Source organism: Mesorhizobium sp. BAC0120 (genome assembly GCF_033542235.1).
Lineage (GTDB): Bacteria > Pseudomonadota > Alphaproteobacteria > Rhizobiales > Rhizobiaceae > JAWRCU01.
Genome location: NZ_JAWRCU010000015.1, coordinates 100187 through 115919, shown reverse-complemented (window position 1 = coordinate 115919; position 15733 = coordinate 100187). Strand labels below are relative to the sequence as shown.

15 protein-coding genes and 1 riboswitch are annotated in these 15733 nt (G+C 62.7%); of the genes, 6 read left to right on the top strand and 9 right to left on the bottom strand.

Features of this window, described 5'->3' with window-relative positions; all coding sequences use genetic code 11:
* The first annotated feature begins 119 nt into the window (after positions 1 to 119).
* Positions 120 to 1286: a dipeptidase gene (locus SAZ10_RS26535; protein WP_318612426.1), complete on the top strand. Its 1167-nt coding sequence runs from the start codon at positions 120 to 122 to the stop codon at positions 1284 to 1286.
* A 40-nt stretch (positions 1287 to 1326) separates the two neighbouring features.
* Here the strand turns inward: SAZ10_RS26535 and SAZ10_RS26530 are convergent, their stop codons facing one another.
* From SAZ10_RS26530 to SAZ10_RS26520, 3 genes are all read right to left on the bottom strand, one after another.
* On the bottom strand, positions 1327 to 2136 hold the full coding sequence (locus SAZ10_RS26530; protein WP_318612425.1) for a phytanoyl-CoA dioxygenase family protein: 810 nt from the start codon (positions 2134 to 2136) through the stop codon (positions 1327 to 1329).
* A gap of 330 nt (positions 2137 to 2466) precedes the next feature.
* Entirely contained in the window at positions 2467 to 3285 is an 819-nt protein-coding gene (locus SAZ10_RS26525; RefSeq protein ID WP_318612424.1) for an isocitrate lyase/phosphoenolpyruvate mutase family protein, read from the bottom strand.
* A 10-nt stretch (positions 3286 to 3295) separates the two neighbouring features.
* Complete coding sequence (locus SAZ10_RS26520; protein WP_318612423.1) at positions 3296 to 4390, bottom strand: 2'-deoxycytidine 5'-triphosphate deaminase; 1095 nt, start codon at positions 4388 to 4390, stop codon at positions 3296 to 3298.
* Between the two features lie 77 nt (positions 4391 to 4467).
* Positions 4468 to 4545, top strand: a riboswitch (SAM riboswitch).
* Between the two features lie 57 nt (positions 4546 to 4602).
* Between SAZ10_RS26520 and SAZ10_RS26515 the strand changes: the two genes are divergently transcribed.
* A complete protein-coding gene (locus tag SAZ10_RS26515; protein ID WP_318612422.1) occupies positions 4603 to 5796 on the top strand; it encodes an O-succinylhomoserine sulfhydrylase in 1194 nt (397 codons plus the stop codon).
* A 120-nt stretch (positions 5797 to 5916) separates the two neighbouring features.
* Entirely contained in the window at positions 5917 to 6309 is a 393-nt protein-coding gene (gene apaG, locus SAZ10_RS26510) for a Co2+/Mg2+ efflux protein ApaG (RefSeq protein ID WP_318612421.1), read from the top strand.
* A 102-nt stretch (positions 6310 to 6411) separates the two neighbouring features.
* Here the strand turns inward: apaG and SAZ10_RS26505 are convergent, their stop codons facing one another.
* From SAZ10_RS26505 to SAZ10_RS26495, 3 genes are all read right to left on the bottom strand, one after another.
* Positions 6412 to 7407, bottom strand: coding sequence for an Hsp33 family molecular chaperone (locus SAZ10_RS26505; RefSeq protein ID WP_318612420.1), 996 nt, complete (start codon positions 7405 to 7407; stop codon positions 6412 to 6414).
* 108 nt (positions 7408 to 7515) lie between these two features.
* On the bottom strand, positions 7516 to 8433 hold the full coding sequence (gene argF / locus SAZ10_RS26500; RefSeq protein WP_318612419.1) for an ornithine carbamoyltransferase: 918 nt from the start codon (positions 8431 to 8433) through the stop codon (positions 7516 to 7518).
* Positions 8434 to 8444: 11 nt separating this feature from the next.
* Positions 8445 to 9641, bottom strand: a complete 1197-nt coding sequence (locus SAZ10_RS26495; protein ID WP_318612418.1) for an aspartate aminotransferase family protein — start codon at positions 9639 to 9641, stop codon at positions 8445 to 8447.
* A 607-nt stretch (positions 9642 to 10248) separates the two neighbouring features.
* Here SAZ10_RS26495 and SAZ10_RS26490 point away from each other — a divergent pair.
* Entirely contained in the window at positions 10249 to 10767 is a 519-nt protein-coding gene (locus tag SAZ10_RS26490) for a GcrA family cell cycle regulator (RefSeq protein WP_318612417.1), read from the top strand.
* 316 nt (positions 10768 to 11083) lie between these two features.
* On the opposite strand, the gene phoU is transcribed toward SAZ10_RS26490, so the two are convergent.
* Positions 11084 to 11812 carry a phosphate signaling complex protein PhoU gene (gene phoU, locus SAZ10_RS26485; protein ID WP_318612416.1) on the bottom strand — a complete coding sequence of 243 codons (729 nt, stop codon included), beginning with the start codon at positions 11810 to 11812 and terminating at the stop codon, positions 11084 to 11086.
* Positions 11813 to 12035: 223 nt separating this feature from the next.
* A complete protein-coding gene (locus tag SAZ10_RS26480) occupies positions 12036 to 13325 on the bottom strand; it encodes an ATP-binding protein (protein ID WP_318612415.1) in 1290 nt (429 codons plus the stop codon).
* A gap of 117 nt (positions 13326 to 13442) precedes the next feature.
* Between SAZ10_RS26480 and ppk2 the strand changes: the two genes are divergently transcribed.
* Both ppk2 and SAZ10_RS26470 read left to right on the top strand, forming a co-directional pair.
* Complete coding sequence (gene ppk2, locus SAZ10_RS26475; RefSeq protein WP_318612414.1) at positions 13443 to 14345, top strand: polyphosphate kinase 2; 903 nt, start codon at positions 13443 to 13445, stop codon at positions 14343 to 14345.
* A gap of 90 nt (positions 14346 to 14435) precedes the next feature.
* Positions 14436 to 15275 carry a transporter substrate-binding domain-containing protein gene (locus SAZ10_RS26470; protein ID WP_412535302.1) on the top strand — a complete coding sequence of 280 codons (840 nt, stop codon included), beginning with the start codon at positions 14436 to 14438 and terminating at the stop codon, positions 15273 to 15275.
* A gap of 16 nt (positions 15276 to 15291) precedes the next feature.
* Here the strand turns inward: SAZ10_RS26470 and SAZ10_RS26465 are convergent, their stop codons facing one another.
* Positions 15292 to 15705, bottom strand: coding sequence for a tellurite resistance TerB family protein (locus SAZ10_RS26465; RefSeq protein WP_318612413.1), 414 nt, complete (start codon positions 15703 to 15705; stop codon positions 15292 to 15294).
* Between the last annotated feature and the right edge of the window lie 28 nt (positions 15706 to 15733).

Genomic DNA, 15733 nt, shown 5'->3' with positions numbered 1-15733 from the left:
TCAAGAAGGAGTATCAAGGGGTAGCACTCGCGTTCGGGTTAAGCCTGGAGGCCGCTTGAGTCCCGGCCGGTCGATTCTTATAACCTAAGGAGACCAACGGCGGCGGAGCGATAAGGCGCGTGCTGAGGGGGTTTGCCTACGCAGTTCTGGCGTTGGTCGCCGTCGCGCTCGGCATCTTCTTCTTCGTGCTGCCGGCTGAAATCGAGAGGAGGCTGAATCGCGTCCGCGAGCCGCCTCCCTACAAAATCTCGCCCGAGGCGGCGAGCCTTCATGCCAAGCTGCTCGTCGCGGACCTTCATGCCGACTCCCTCCTCTGGGGACGCGATCTGCTTCCTCGCTCAGGCCGCGGCCATGTCGACATTCCTCGGCTGAGCGACGGCAATGTCGCCCTTCAGGTCTTTGCCGCCGTCACCAAGAGCCCGCGCGGTCAGAACATCGAGCGGAACACGGGGGACACGGACAACATCACGCTTCTGGCGATTGCGCAGCGCTGGCCGTGGCGGACCTGGTTCAGCCTCAAGGAGCGAGCGCTCTACCAGGCAGGCAGGCTTCGCGCATTTGCAGCCAACAGTGCGGGAAAGTTCGCGCTCATCCGCTCGCAAAGCGACCTCAGGATCTTTCTCGAGCGCCGCCAGGCGGAGCCGGGGATCGTCGCCGGGCTACTTGCGATCGAGGGCGCGCATGCGCTCGAAGGCAACCCGGCCAATATCGACGCCGTATACGAGGCCGGCTATCGCATGATGTCGCTCGCCCATTTCTTCGACACGGAGTTCGGCGGCTCCGCGCATGGCGTCGACAAAGGCGGCCTGACCGAGCTCGGCCGCGACGTCATCCGGCGCATGGAAGCGATGAGGATGATCCTCGATCTGACTCACGCCTCCGAAAGTCAGATCGAGGACGTGCTGAAGATTGCGGCGCGGCCGGTCGTCGTCTCGCATACCGGCGTGAAGGGCACTTGCGACAATCACCGCAACCTTTCCGACGACCACCTCCGCGCGATCGCCCGGAATGGCGGACTGATCGGCATCGGCTACTGGGACACGGCGGTCTGCGGCAAGGACGCGGCGGCGGTCGCCCGCGCGATCCGGTATGCCCGCGACCTGATCGGCATCGACCATCTGGCGCTCGGCTCGGATTTCGACGGCACCATACTGGCGCCGTTCGATACGAGCGGACTCGTGAGGCTCACCGAGGCGTTGCTCACAGCAGGCTTCAGCCCTGACGAAATCGGCAAGGTGATGGGCGGAAACCAGATCCGCTTCTTGCTGGAGAATTTGCCGGCGTGAAAATCTCTGGCCCTGTTTCGGGGCCAGATATCCGCATGGCTCAGTCCAGGCGTCCCAAGGCGCGCCGGATCGCAATCTCGACTGGCGAATATGCACCACCTTCGCGATGAAGCCGATAGGGTTCGGCCAGGCCGAGCGGCGGCTGCGCCATGAAGCGCGGCACCGCGCCGCGATGTCTCTGCGCCGCATGGACCAGGAAGGGATGGCAGAGATAGACCGTGCCTGCCGCTCCCATCGCCAGGGCCTCGGGCCGATCCGAGCCCATGTCCTCGAGCATCATGTGCGACCTGCCCGCTTCTCCGGCCGGTTCGAGGAACCTTGCCATGTCCAGGTGCGAGCCGACCCTTATCCGTGTCGGTGCGTCGTCTTCGGCGACATCCGAGAAGAGAAACAGCATCAGAAGTGCTCGGCCACGAGAGGTCACATTGACCCGCCAGGAAGAGAAATCGCGCTGCTCATTCGAGTCGCAGTCATCGCCGGGAAAGCTGAGGTCGACGTGCCAGCCGGCATCGCCCGGGTCGTCCGGATGGGGGAAACGCACCGGGAAAGTTCCAAGCCCATCGCGCGGAACCCAACATCCCTTGCCAACGAGCTGATCGAAAGCGGAATGGAGAGCAGGTGTGTTTGCCGCTTTCTTGAACGGCCCTCCTCCATATCCCGCAAGCCGGACGACCGGCCTTGTCCATGTCGCGGGGTCGTGCGGATCGAAAGGAATGTCACGCCACATGATGGCCCGAGCCTCCTCCGCAAGCTCGCGAGGAAAGGCCTGATCTATCTGAATGAATCCCTGCTCGATGAATTGCTCAATCTGCGCATCGCTCAGCGCGCGCGAGCGTCCCGTATCGTTCATGAAATCTCTCTATCGCTGAACCACGCGTTACCGGTCCCGCGGAGGTGGGCGGCGTGGTTGTTTCGGCTCTGGCCGTGCCAGCCAACAGGCTGGGGCGCGACCGCATCTCCATCACGGACGGCTGTGCCGTCAGCGGTTTAGGAAGAAGGCCGAAGCGATATTCAGAGTGCGGATCATCATCACTGGAACGTTATATTCGCTCTTCCACGGGGGTCAACGCTCGAGGATAAGGGGCGCGCTGCCGGCTTCGCGCATGCTGAGCCTAGCCAGCGGGCGGATCCGGAAAGCGGCGGCGCTCATCGCGAAGGTATCGAGCACGCCGCCACGGTGTTAGAGCACCGGTTTGGGACTACGCAAAACGTTCCAAGCTGGAGCCGTTTCCAGTGCTGTGAAGTCACCTGTCGCAATCTCCCGACATGCGTTCAACAGCGCTCCGCCGATGGCTCGGGCCAACGAACCGCCGAGGCTTATTCGCCGCACGCCCGCTTGCGCAATCTGCTCAAACGTCAAGCTCGACACGCCTTGCCCGAGCACGTGATTGACTGGAGCGTTGACCGAGCCACAGATTTTCTCGAGAGATGCCAGGTCAGGAACACCCGGCGCGTACAGAACCTCCGCACCGAGAGACTCGAAGACCTGCAGGCGACGGATTGCTTCTTCGAGATCGTATATTCCCTTGCCGAGGCCATCCGCGCGGGCGGTAAGTACGATGTTGTATGTTCGTGCAGCATCCGCTGCTGCCGCCACACGCGCAACTGCTGTGTCGAAATCACGAATTGGATTCCCGGCGTTCGGTTGACGATCCTCGATGGAAAGTCCAGCCAATCCTGCCTCGGCTGCAAGCCGAACGGTCTCTGTCACTCCCGATGGGGTTTCTGCGTAGCCGTCTTCCAAATCCGCCGTGACCGGAACATCGGTGGCAGCCGCTATCTCGGCGGCGTATTTTAGACTTTCATCGCGACTGACTTCGTTGGCGCCGTCTTTCCTTCCTTTTGAGAAGGCATAGCCCGAGGACGTCGTCGCGAGCGCCCTGAACCCTAAGCCAACCATCATCCGAGCGCCGGCTATGTCCCACGGATTTGGAATGACGAAGCAACCGGATTTGTGAAGGGCCCGAAAATGCTCGACCTTGTCGGACCGGGAAATCACAATTCACCTGCTACCGAGCCGGCCGGAAATGCTTCGAGAGCTTCAGACCCTGCGCCTGGTAGTTGGAGCCGAGGTCGGTGCCGTAGAGCGACTTGGGGCGCGAGCGCATTCGCTCATAGACGAGGCGGCCGACGATCTGGCCGTGCTCCAGGATAAAGGGCACTTCATGGCTGCGGACTTCGAGCACCGCGCGGCTGCCGGTGCCGCCTGCGGCCGAATGGCCGAATCCGGGGTCGAAGAAGCCGGCATAATGGACGCGGAACTCCCCGACCAGCGGATCGAAGGGGGTCATTTCGGCCGCATAGAGCGGCGGCACATGCACGGCTTCGCGCGAGACGAGGATGTAGAACTCGTCGGGGTCGAGGATGAGCTCGCGGGCGCCGCGATCGTAGAGCGGCTCCCAGAAATCAAGGACGTCATGCGCCGCACGCCTGTCGACATCGATCAGGCCGGTGTGCCTCTTGCCGCGGTAGCCGACCAGGCGCTCGGCGTCGCCCGAAAGATCGATCGACAGCGCGATGCCGCCGCCAGTGATGTTCGGCGTCTCCGAGGCGACCAGCCCGTCGGCCTGGTGCAGCGCCTGAAGGTCCTGCCCGGAAAGGACCGCGTTGCCGGTGCGAAAGCGTATCTGCGAAAGTCGCGAGCCTGTCCTAACCACGATCGGGAAGGTGCGCGGGCTGACCTCCAGATAGAGCGGTCCCGAATAACCGGCAGGGACTTTGTCGAATTCCTGGCCGTAATCGGTCATCACCCGCGTGAAGATGTCGAGGCGGCCGGTCGAGCTCTTGGGGTTGGTGGAGGCCGACGCCCATTTGGGCAGGGAGAGGCGCTCCAGAAGGGGCACGATGTAGACGCAGCCCGTCTCGAGCACGGCGCCGCCGGCAAGGTCGAACTCATGCAGCTTCAGCCGGTCGAGCTTTTCGACGACGGTGCTGTCCGGACCCGGCAGGAAGCTTGCCCGCACCCGCCATGCCCTGTCGCCGAGGCGCAGGTCGAGGCTCGCCGGCTGGATCTGATCGGGATCGAGCGGCCGCGGCGCGGCGAGCGCGCCTTCGTCGAACAGCGCGGCGATCTCGCGATCGGGCAGAATTCCAGGCTGCTGCAAACTTTCACTCCGGTTTCGATGGCCCGACCTTTAGCCGCGATCCCAATTGACGCAAGCGGGACGGCGGTCTAAAGGGATCGTTATCCCGTGGTGATTTGGCCGGTCGGCTTGCAGCCACGTTAAACAAGTCGCTAAAGGACCGTAAGGCCCAGAGGCCATGAGGACCGGTTGCGACTTTCGCGGCCGGTTTTTTTGTTGTGAGGATACGGACCATGACTTCTCCAGAGAAGCGCAATTGGAAACCACAGACCGCCATGGTCCATTCCGGCACTCTGCGCTCCGGTTTCGCTGAGACATCCGAGGCGATCTACCTCACCCAGGGCTACGTCTATGAGACCGCGGAGGCGGCCGAGGCCCGCTTCAAGGGCGAGGAGCCCGGCTTCATCTATTCGCGCTACGCCAACCCGACCGTCGACATGTTCGAAAAGCGCATGTGCGCTCTGGAAGGCGCGGAGGACGCCCGCGCTACCTCTTCCGGCATGGCTGCCGTCGCAGCGGCGCTGCTCTGTTCAGCGCGCGCGGGCGATCATGTGATCGCGGCCCGCGCCCTTTTCGGCTCGTGCCGCTGGGTGGTCGAGACGCTGATGCCAAAATACGGGATCGAGACGACGCTGGTCGACGGCACGAAGAACGAGGAGTGGGAGAAGGCGGTGAGGCCGAACACCAGGCTCTTCTTCCTGGAGAGCCCGACCAACCCGACACTGGAAGTGATCGACATAGCCTTCGTGGCCCGGCTCGCCAACTCGATCGGCGCGAAGCTCATCGTCGACAATGTCTTTGCGACCCCGCTGCAGCAGAAGCCGCTCGACCTCGGGGCGCATATCGTCGTCTATTCGGCGACCAAGCATATCGACGGCCAGGGCCGCTGTCTCGGCGGCATCATCCTCTCCGACAAGGAATGGATCGACAAGAATCTGCACGACTATTTCCGCCACACCGGCCCGAGCCTGTCGCCGTTCAACGCCTGGACACTGCTCAAGGGCCTCGAAACGCTGCCGATCCGAGTGCGCCAGCAGACCGAGAGTGCGGCAAAGATCGCCGATTTCCTCGCCGAGCAGCCCGGTATCGCGCGCGTGATCTATCCGGGCCGTGCGGACCATCCGCAGGCGGACGTGATCAAGAAGCAGATGACCGGCGGCTCGACGCTGATCTGCTTCGACCTCAAGGGCGGCAAGAGGGCAGCTTTCGATTTCGAGAACGCGCTGCGGGTGGTCCTCATCTCCAATAATCTGGGTGACGCGAAGAGCCTGATCACGCATCCGGCAACGACCACGCACAAGAACGTGAGCGAAGAGGCACGCGCGGAGCTCGGCATCGGTCCGGGAACGCTCAGGATCTCCGTCGGTCTCGAGGACGTCGATGACCTGCTCGAAGATATCAACGCGGCGCTGAAAGCGGCACGATAGGCGGGCGCGCTGTGTTGGCACGGCAGCCCGGAGGGCAGACTTTGCTGCGCATTTCGGAAAAAGGCTGTTGACCGGGGCGCTCTCTCGTCCAGAATTGGCGCGACCGTTCGGATGGAGCCCATGTACCGCGCCATCACGCACAATATCGAAGTGAACGTCGAGCCGTTCTACCTCGCGGACCGCTCGGATCCCGACGAGAGCCGCTATGTCTGGGCGTATCGTGTGACGATCGACAATCAGTCGGACGAGTTCGTCAAACTGCTCTCCCGTTACTGGCATATCACCGATGGTGCGGGCCGGGTCCAGGAAGTGCGTGGGCCTGGCGTAGTGGGCGAGCAACCGGAGCTCAATCCGGGCGACAGCTATCAATACACGTCCGGCTGCCCGCTTTCGACGCCGTCCGGGATCATGGTCGGCACCTACAGGATGCAGAATGGCCGCGGCGAGATCTTCGAGATCGACATCCCCGCCTTCTCGCTCGACATCCCGGACAAGACGCGGACGGTGAACTGAGGCTCAGCGCTGGGGACAGTTTACTTTTTTCCGCTCGTGCCAGCCTTGAAGAGCCGCCGCTTTCTGCGGAAAAAAGTAAACTGTCCCCAGCGCTTCCTCGTTTTAATTCACCGGCTGGAACTCCGCCGGGTCGAACTGATAGGCCTTCGAACAGAACTCGCAGCTCACCCTGATCCGTCCGTCCTCGGTGCTCTCGTCGATCTCCTCGGCCGTGAAGCGGCCGAGGATGCCGCGGATCTTGTCGGGCGAGCAGGAGCATTCGTCGGCTACCCTGACGCCCTCGAAGACACGAACGCCGTGCTCGTGGAAAAGCCGGTAGAGCAGCCGCTCCGCGCCGACGCTCGGATCGATGAGCTCGGTCGGCTCGACCGTGCCAAACAGAAGAAGCAGCTCCTGCCAGGAGTTGTCGATCTGATGGGCCCCGGCATGCGCGCCATTGTCCCCGTCGCCGCCAGGCAGGTCAGGCATGCGCAGCCGCTCCGGCGCTTCCGGCAGGAATTGCGCCAATATGCCGCCTGCCCGCCAATGCTCGCCGTCAGCCATCACCTGCTTGGCGACCGTGAGGCGCACATCGGTCGGGATCTGCTCCGACTGCCGGAAATAGACACGCGCCACCTCTTCTAGGGAAGCCCCGTCGAGCTCGACGATGCCCTGGTAACGCTGCATGTGCGGGCCCTGGTCGATGGTCAGCGCCAGCACGCCCCGCCCGAGCAGATCCTCTGGCCGGTCCTTGCCGTCCGCAACGGAGGCCGCCAGCCGCTCCTCGTCGAAACGCGCATAGGCGCGCAAAGCGCGCGGGCTCGTGAAATCGGCGACCAGCATGTCAACCGGCCCGTCGGAGCGCGTCTGGACGATGAACTTGCCGTCGAACTTCAGCGCCGTACCAAGCAACACGGTCAACACCGCGACCTCGGCAAGCAGGCGCGCGACCGGCTCCGGATAAGCATGGCGCGCAAGCATGGTGTCGAGCGCCGGCCCGAGCTGGACGATACGGCCACGCACGTCGAGCGGTCCGACCTCGAAGGGCACGACGTGGTCGTCGCCGGCAAAGCCGAAATCTCCGAGTTTGAGTTCGCTGCGATCAGTCACTGGACACATTCCCTTCCACAAAACTCCGGCGCGCGGCTTTGCAGGCCGTTCGGCGCAGTTTTGCAGCACAGTTCGAGGAGATTGATCCGCAGCAGATAGGTGCTGATCACACGCCGATCAAGCGCCGAGACACCAGGCGAGCACAGCCTTCTGGGCATGCAGGCGGTTCTCGGCCTCATCGAAGACCACCGAGTGCTTGCCGTCGATCACCTCGTCGGTCACCTCCTCGCCGCGATGCGCCGGCAGGCAGTGCATGAACAACGCATCGGGCTTGGCGAGCTTCATCAGCTCGCCATTGACCTGATAGGGCATGAAGACGTTGTGGCCGCGGGCGCGGTGCTCCTGTCCCATGGACACCCAGGTATCGGTCATCACACAATCGGCGCCACGGACCGCTTCCTCGGCCGTGCGGGTAAATTCGATACGCCCGCCATTGCGCTTTGCCCACTCGACATAGTTCTCGCCAGGCTCGCTGCCTTCGGGCACCGCGACGCGCAGACCGAACGAGAAGCGTGCCGACGCCTCGAGCAGCGAATGGAGCACGTTGTTGCCGTCGCCGGTCCAGGCGAAGGTGCGGCCAGCTACGCTGCCGCGATGCTCCTCATAGGTCATCACGTCGGCCATGAGCTGGCAGGGATGCGTCTCGTCGGTCAGGCCGTTGATCACCGGCACGGTCGCGTTCTCGGCAAGCTCGAGAAGCCGCTCATGCGTGGTGGTGCGGATCATGATGATATCGACATAACGCGACAGCACCTTGGCGGTGTCGGCAATGGTCTCGCTTCGGCCGAGCTGCATCTCGGTTCCGGTCAGCATGATCGTTTCGCCGCCGAGCTGGCGCATCGCGACATCGAAGGAGACACGCGTGCGCGTCGACGGCTTGTCGAAAATCATCGCCAGCACCTTGCCTTCGAGCGGGCGGCTCCGCTCGCCGGCCTTCAGCCGCGATTTGCGGACCACGGCGTCGTCGAGGATGAACCGAAGATCGGCGGCCGAAACAGTCGAAAGATCGACGAAATGACGGGGGGAACTGCCCATGGCGCGGCTCGTCACTTGGCTGCTGCGGCCGTTGCCGGCGCCAGGCTCTTCACGCCCTCGCGAATGCGGTCGAGGCCAATGCGGATCTCGTCCTCGGAGATGACGAGAGGCGGCAGAAGCCGCACCACATTGTCCCCAGCCGGCACGCCGAGCACCTTCTGATCGCGCAGCGCAGCGTTCACCTTGCCGTTCGGCATCGCGCATTTCAGTCCGAGCATCAGCCCCATGCCGCGGATGTCGTCGACCACGGTCGGGAACTCGTCGGCAATCGCCGCAAGGCCTTGCTTGAAGAACAGCCCCTTGCGCTTGACCTCATCGAGGAAGCCGTCGGCGAGCACCACGTCGAGCACCGCATTGCCGACCGCCATCGCCAGCGGGTTGCCGCCGAAAGTGGTGCCGTGGACGCCGGCCGTCATGCCGCTGGCGGCCTCGTCGGTCGCAAGGCACGCGCCCATCGGAAAGCCGCCGCCGATACCCTTGGCGATCGCCATGACGTCAGGTGCCACGCCGGACCATTCATAGGCGAACAGCTTGCCGGTGCGGCCGATGCCGCACTGGACTTCATCGAACATCAGCAGCAGGTCGTTCTTGTCGCAGAGCTCGCGCAGCCGCTTCAGCGACTGCGTGGGGAACGAGCGGATGCCGCCCTCGCCCTGCATGGGCTCGACGAGGATCGCAGCGGTTTCCGGCGTGATCGCCTTGGCCGCAGCGTCGATGTCGTCGAAGGGAACCTGATCGAAGCCCTCGACCTTGGGACCGAAGCCTTCCAGATATTTGTGCTGGCCGCCGGCGGCGATCGTCGCCAGTGTGCGGCCGTGAAAGGCACCCTCGAAGGTGATCGTGCGGTAGCGCTCCGGGTGTCCATTGACGTAATGGTAGCGGCGCGCGGTCTTGATCGCGCATTCCAGCGCCTCGGCGCCTGAATTGGTGAAGAACACCTTGTCGGCGAAGGTGTGCTCGACAAGCCGTTCGGCGAGCCGGCGCTGTCCTGGAATCTCGTAAAGATTCGAAATGTGCCAGAGCTTGCCTGCCTGCTCGGTCAGTGCAGCAACGAGATGCGGATGGCTGTGGCCGAGCGAATTGACGGCTATGCCGCCCGCGAGGTCGAGATATCGCTCGCCGTTCTCCTCGATCAGCCAGACACCCTCACCCCGCTCGAAGGACAGGGGCGCACGCGCGAAGGTCTCGTAAAGCGCGGAACCGCTCATCACTCATCCCCGGGTTTGGACCCGGGCCTTTCAGCACACACCGACGGACAGCGTCGGGACAGAAAAAATCAAAAAGCCGCCAGAGCGGCGGCCTCGGCACATATTTCAGGTTTTTCCGGATTCATGTCAATGCGAAGGCGAGAAATTACTCCGTTATGCGCTTGAGGACAGGGAGCGAAGAGCTGGTGATCCCTTTTGCCCATCCGGCGTCAGGACCTCGGATCAGCGCATGGCAGACCCGCGTTGTTTCGAGTGGTTATCGACGCAGTGCAACCTACATATGGTGGTGTACGCTTCCGCGGGTCGGACGCGGGACGTAGAATAGACGCCCCACCGGCCTCCGGAATGGCAGTACACCTCCAGTTGCAGGTGAGCAGCCGCCATGACCGGCTGCTAAACGGCAAGTTGGGGAAAACCGAAAAAACAGATTCAGGCCGCCCGGCCGGACTCTTGTCACGGAGTCAGCCGTTAAGGTAGTCTGAAGCCAACGAAAAACTACATTTCGTGCGGCGGACCAACTCACCGGTGTATTAGTGGTGTCGCCCCGGCGATCGTCGGGCCGGTGAGGGATTCCGATTCCCGCACTGTGATGCAGGAGCAGTTGCCAATGAACTGGACTGACGAGCGGGTTGAACTCTTGAGGAAGCTTTGGGCAGACGGTTTGAGCGCCAGTCAGATCGCTGCGCAGCTCGGCGGCGTCAGCCGCAATGCCGTGATCGGCAAGGTTCACCGACTGAAGCTCTCGGCGCGCGGCAGGGCAACCGCCGCTCCGGTGCGCCAGAAGAAGGCAGCGCCGGCCTCGACCGGCACCAAGGTGGCGGCACGCGCCGCCCCGGCGTCGCGACCGATGCCCGCCACGATCGGCGCCACGGCGCTGCAGGCCATGTTCGAGGTGGAGCCGGTTGTCCGGCAGGTGGTTCGTCCGGTCGAAAATGTCGTGGTGCCCATCAGCCGCCGGCTGTCGCTGATCCAGCTCAACGAACGGACCTGCAAGTGGCCGAACGGCGACCCGCTGACGGAGGATTTCAACTTCTGCGGAAACGACTCCCTGGAGAGCGGCCCTTACTGCTCCTACCACGCCCGTATCGCGTTCCAGCCTGCCGCCGAGCGCAGGCGGCATCGGTGATTTCTTGATTCAACGACGGTAAGTCAGCGACACGAGTCCGCTATCCGACTCGCCTTCTGGAGCACCCCTCATCCGTCTCGGCGCAAGCGCCGAGCCACCTTCTCCCACAAGGGGAGAAGGGGGGAGCTTGGCATTTGGGCTCGCGCCAAATCGCCGAAGTTGGAGATTGGCAGAGAAGCAAAATGCAGCGCGTTCCCTTCTCCCCCTGTGGGAGAAGGTGGCTCGGCGCGCAGCGCCGAGACGGATGAGGGGTCTGCAGGGCGCGACGTTGCCGGAAGAGTCGCTTTTGCGCGCCAAAGTCAGTTGCGCGCCGCCGCTACCGGCTCGCCTTCTGCGCCGCCGCAAGCGTCACGTGGTGACTTTTGTCCTCCTTGGGACGCTCCGCAGGCATCTGCTGGCCGGTGACGATGTAGTAGACCGTCTCGGCGATGTTGGTCGCATGGTCGCCGATCCGTTCGATGTTCTTGGCGCAGAACAGAAGATGGGTGCAGGCCGTAATGTTGCGCGGGTCTTCCATCATATAGGTCAGAAGTTCTCGGAACAGGGACGTGTACATGGCGTCGATCTGCTCGTCCCGATCGCGCACAAAGCCGATGCGATCGACAGCGCGTGAGGCGTAGACATCGAGCACTTCCTTCAGCTGCGTCAAGGCCAGATCGGCAAGCGCCTGCAGCCCGCGAAAAAGGCTCGGCGGCTGGCGCACTTCGGTGACCGCGACAACGCGCTTGGCGATGTTCTTGCCGAGATCGCCCACCCGCTCCAGATCGGCGGAAATGCGGATCGCGCCGATGATCTCACGCAGATCGTCTGCCATGGGCTGCCGCCTGGCTATGACCAGGATCGCCTTGTCATCGATCTCGCGCTGGCCTTCGTCAAGCGCGAGGTCGTCGGCAATGACCTTTCGGGCCAGGCCGTCGTCAGAATTCACGAGTGCTGTGACGGCCTCATCGACCATGCGCTCCGCATGACCGCCCATGCCGGCGATGCGGTTGGCAAGGTACTTCAGTTCCTCGTCATAAGCGCGGGAGATATGCTGCGTGGTCATCGGCCTTTGTCCGCATTAGAGCAGGACTAATTTAGAGTGGAGTCATTCATCCTGCTCTAACGCTTTGTTTTCGTGCATGATCTTATCCGAAAAGTCTGCAACTTTTTGCTGCGCTGACCTTCGGTTCGGGATCGTGCTCTAGCGACTCAGCGCTTTCAACCGGTGTACGCCTGCTAAATGACGAATAAAAGAAAGGAGTCAGATCTTTCCAATCCGTCATTTTTCAAGCTGTCCGCCCACGTGGCGAGAAGTGCACGCTGAAATCAGAACCTTTGCCGACTTCCGATTTTATCGACAGCCGCGCATTATGCCTGGTCAGGATATGCTTGACGATCGCCAGACCCAGGCCGGTGCCTTTCTGCCCGCGGCTCGCCTCCACGTCGACACGGTAGAAGCGCTCGGTGATGCGCGGAATGTGTTCAGCAGCGATGCCCGGGCCGAAGTCGCGGAAGCTGACAACGGTCTCGCCATCGGAACCTTGCTCGGAGCGACTGATCGAGACGATGACGCGGCCTCCCGACTGGCCGTATTTGCAGGCGTTCTCCAGCAGGTTCTCGAAGACCTGGAACAGCTCGTCGCGGCTGCCGTAGACAATGACCGGCCCCTCGGGAAATTCGCGAATGATCTCGACGCCAGCGTGGCGCGCCGTCGGTCCGAGCGAATCGATCACGCTTTCAATGGTCTGGTGAAGGTCCACCTCGCTGCCGGGCGCAAGAAGGGGCTTCATCTCCAGCCGTGAGAGCGAAAGCAGATCGTCGATCAACCGCGCCATGCGGCTGGTCTGCTCCTGCATGATCCTGAGGAAGTGGTCACGCGCCTTGGCGTCGTCACGGGCCGGCCCGCGAAGCGTCTCGACGAAGCCTGCGATCGATGCCAGCGGCGTGCGCAGCTCATGGCTGGCATTTGCGATGAAATCCGCCCGCATGCGATCAATGCGTCGTGTCTCGCTCTGGTCCTTGAACACCATGACGAAGAGCTCGTCATCGCCCCGGATGCGGGTCGCCACCACGCGATAGGCGCGCTCGATCGGCACGCGCTCGGCATAGTCGACCGTGTCGCTCTCCGCCTCGCCTGCAAGCAGCGTGTTGATGAGTTCCTGCATTTCCGGCGCACGGAACTTCCTCTGCAGCGGGACGCCGGGGACGAACGCGCCAAAGGCCATTGTGGCCGCCCGATTGGCGTGAACGGTCGCGCCATCCCTGTCAAAGATGACCATCGCGTCCGGGACGGCGGCCGCCAGTGCGACCGCGGACAGGCTTTCGAGGTGCAGTCCCGGTTCGCCGGCCCCCTCGGCTGCGTCGATCGCCCCCGCCGATCGTCGTGGTGCGAGCGCAGCCGCCAACAGGACGAAAACGAACACTGCTGCTGCAAACCCCGGGGAAAGGCTGCCAATTCCCCAACCGGCCAACAGTGCGCCGGCCAACGCCGCCAGCAGCCACTTTGCGCTGAACAGCCGGTCGACGACGACCGGGCCGAACGCGCGATCTTCGTGCTGGCCTGGAGGTTCCGTCATATGGAAATTCAGACAATGCCTCGCCAATGTGCCGACCGGCGGGCAAACAACTTCCCGCTGGACCGGTACGCTGCCACCCAATAGCATGCCCGCCGGTTCAGGAAAGGGCTCGCGGCGATGAAAAAGACTGACGATTCAGCGGGGGCGGCAGGAAGCAACGCAATCAAGCTCAAGGTCAACGGCACCGCGCGGGTTTTCGATATCGACAACACCAAATTGCCGGACTGGATCGAAAAGCTGGCGCTCAAATCCGACCGCTATCCCTACGACAAGAAGCTGCCGCAACAGGAATATGAGAAGACGCTGGAAACGTTGCAGGCCGAGCTCGTGAAGCTGCAGGCCTGGATGCAGAAGACCGGCGGCCGGGTTCTCGCGCTTTTCGAGGGGCGGGATGCGGCCGGCAAGGGCGGCACGATCAATGCGGTGCGCCAGAACATGAATCCGCGCTCCGCCCGCAACGTGGCCCTTACCAAGCCGACCGAGACCGAGAGCGGCCAGTGGTATTTCCAGCGCTATGTCAGCCAGTTCCCCACCTCGGGCGAGTTCGTCACCTTCGACCGCTCCTGGTACAATCGCGCCGGCGTCGAGCCTGTCATGGGCTTCTGCACGCCGGAGCAGCACGCGCATTTCCTTAGGGAAGTGCCGCGCTTCGAGAAGCTGATCGTCAGGGAAGGCATCCATTTTTTCAAGTTCTGGCTCGAGCTCGGGCAGGAAATGCAGCTCAAGCGCTTCCACGAGCGGCGGCACAGCCCATTGAGGAATTGGAAGTTCTCGCCAATCGACGTGGCCGGCGTGACCAAATGGGACGACTATACCGAAAAGCGTGATCAGATGTTCGAGCGTACCCATACTGAGCATGCGCCGTGGATCATCGTGCGCAGCAACGACAAGCGCCGGGCCCGGCTCGCCGTCATCAGGCACGTGCTGTTGAATGTGCCCTATCCCGACCGGGACCTTGACGCGATCGGCAAGCAGGACAAGCTCATCATCGGCGAAGGACCGCGGTTTCTCGCTGGATAAGCGCGTCGCCCGCCTCCGCAGTGCATCGGCACCCGAAGCCGGGCAAAATCATCCGTTAGAAACAACAGTAGCTGAACCGCAAATATCTCCGTGTTCCGTTCCTTCCGATTTTTCTGCCTCGTCGCGCTAGCGATTGTCGGGTCACCGGCGTATCCGGCCGAGCCTTCGATCCCCAATTTCTGGGATGCCAAGGAACGGCTTGTGAAGCCGGACATTTCCGACATGCAGCGCGTCCGGTTTCTCACCACGGTCGATTTTCCGCCGTTCAACTTCCTCGACTCCTCGGGACGGCTGAGCGGCTTCCACATCGACCTCGCTCGCGCGATCTGTCGCGAGCTCGAAATGATCGCCAAATGCCAGATCCAGGCACTCCCCTGGGGGGAACTCGAAGGCGCGCTGCAAAAGAAGGAGGGCGAAGCGATCATTGCCGGCCTCTCCGTCACCGAGGCAAGTAGGGCCAAATATGCCTTTACTCGCTCTTATCTGCAGTTCCCGGCTCGCTTCGTCACGACCAAGGCGAAGGCGCTCGCCGAGCCGCTCTCTGAAAAGCTCAGAGGTGAACCGGTCGGCGTTCTCCTGGGCTCGGCCCATGAAAGGATGCTGCGCGAATACTTCCCCGACCTGAAGGTCGTCACCTTCGACAAGCAGGAGGAAATGCTCGGCGATCTGAAGACCGGCAAGGTCGTTGCGGCCTTCGGAGACGGCATGCGGCTCGGCTTCTGGCTCGCGGGGTCGGATTCGGCCGACTGCTGCCGCTTTTCCGGCGGCCCATATCTCGCGCCCGAATATCTCGGATCAGGGTTGGCGATCGCGGTGACACCTGAGAACGCCAAGCTCGCGGCCGCTTTTGACTACGCGCTGCATGAGATCAACGTGAAGGGCATCTTTGCGGAACTCTATCTCCGCTATTTCCCGGTGAGCTTCTACTGAATTTGGAGCTGTCTGGTCACGTCAAGGTGCGGTGACGCGCCTTGGTCGATCGTTCGATGGCGTCGATGACATCGGGCTCGACTGCAAGTACGTCCCGGATGAGCTCGAGGACGCGGACTTCCTCCATCCGCATTTCGAGATCTACTGCCGCTACCTCGAAGGCGGCGGCATAGGCCGTGTCGTGGAGGCGCTCCGGCAGGACGCTGCTCACTTCGACGAGAATCGATCGCAGTCCATCCTTGGCCTGCAGGCGCTCCTGGCATTCCTGTGCCACGCGGATCAGCTTCCACTCGTCGAAATCCTGGAAGACCGGCCACGTCTTGAGCACATTGCCGATGCGCGCCAGCTCGACATCCGTCATCTCGCGGTCGGCGGCGGAGGTGATCACCATCAGATAAATCAAGGCATCGTGCGGATTGAGCTTGGACATAGGAAACCTCGCAAGCGGGGACTCGTTA

What these genes read in the sequence shown, in the direction of transcription:
- SAZ10_RS26530 (WP_318612425.1), bottom strand. Translation starts at nt 2,136, where the DNA reads ATGAACGATACGGGACGCTCGCGCGCGCTGAGCGATGCGCAGATTGAG.
- SAZ10_RS26515 (WP_318612422.1), top strand. Translation starts at nt 4,603, where the DNA reads ATGACTTCTCCAGAGAAGCGCAATTGGAAACCACAGACCGCCATGGTC.
- apaG (WP_318612421.1), top strand. Translation starts at nt 5,917, where the DNA reads ATGTACCGCGCCATCACGCACAATATCGAAGTGAACGTCGAGCCGTTC.
- SAZ10_RS26505 (WP_318612420.1), bottom strand. Translation starts at nt 7,407, where the DNA reads ATGTGTCCAGTGACTGATCGCAGCGAACTCAAACTCGGAGATTTCGGC.
- argF (WP_318612419.1), bottom strand. Translation starts at nt 8,433, where the DNA reads ATGGGCAGTTCCCCCCGTCATTTCGTCGATCTTTCGACTGTTTCGGCC.
- SAZ10_RS26495 (WP_318612418.1), bottom strand. Translation starts at nt 9,641, where the DNA reads ATGAGCGGTTCCGCGCTTTACGAGACCTTCGCGCGTGCGCCCCTGTCC.
- SAZ10_RS26490 (WP_318612417.1), top strand. Translation starts at nt 10,249, where the DNA reads ATGAACTGGACTGACGAGCGGGTTGAACTCTTGAGGAAGCTTTGGGCA.
- phoU (WP_318612416.1), bottom strand. Translation starts at nt 11,812, where the DNA reads ATGACCACGCAGCATATCTCCCGCGCTTATGACGAGGAACTGAAGTAC.
- SAZ10_RS26480 (WP_318612415.1), bottom strand. Translation starts at nt 13,325, where the DNA reads ATGACGGAACCTCCAGGCCAGCACGAAGATCGCGCGTTCGGCCCGGTC.
- ppk2 (WP_318612414.1), top strand. Translation starts at nt 13,443, where the DNA reads ATGAAAAAGACTGACGATTCAGCGGGGGCGGCAGGAAGCAACGCAATC.
- SAZ10_RS26465 (WP_318612413.1), bottom strand. Translation starts at nt 15,705, where the DNA reads ATGTCCAAGCTCAATCCGCACGATGCCTTGATTTATCTGATGGTGATC.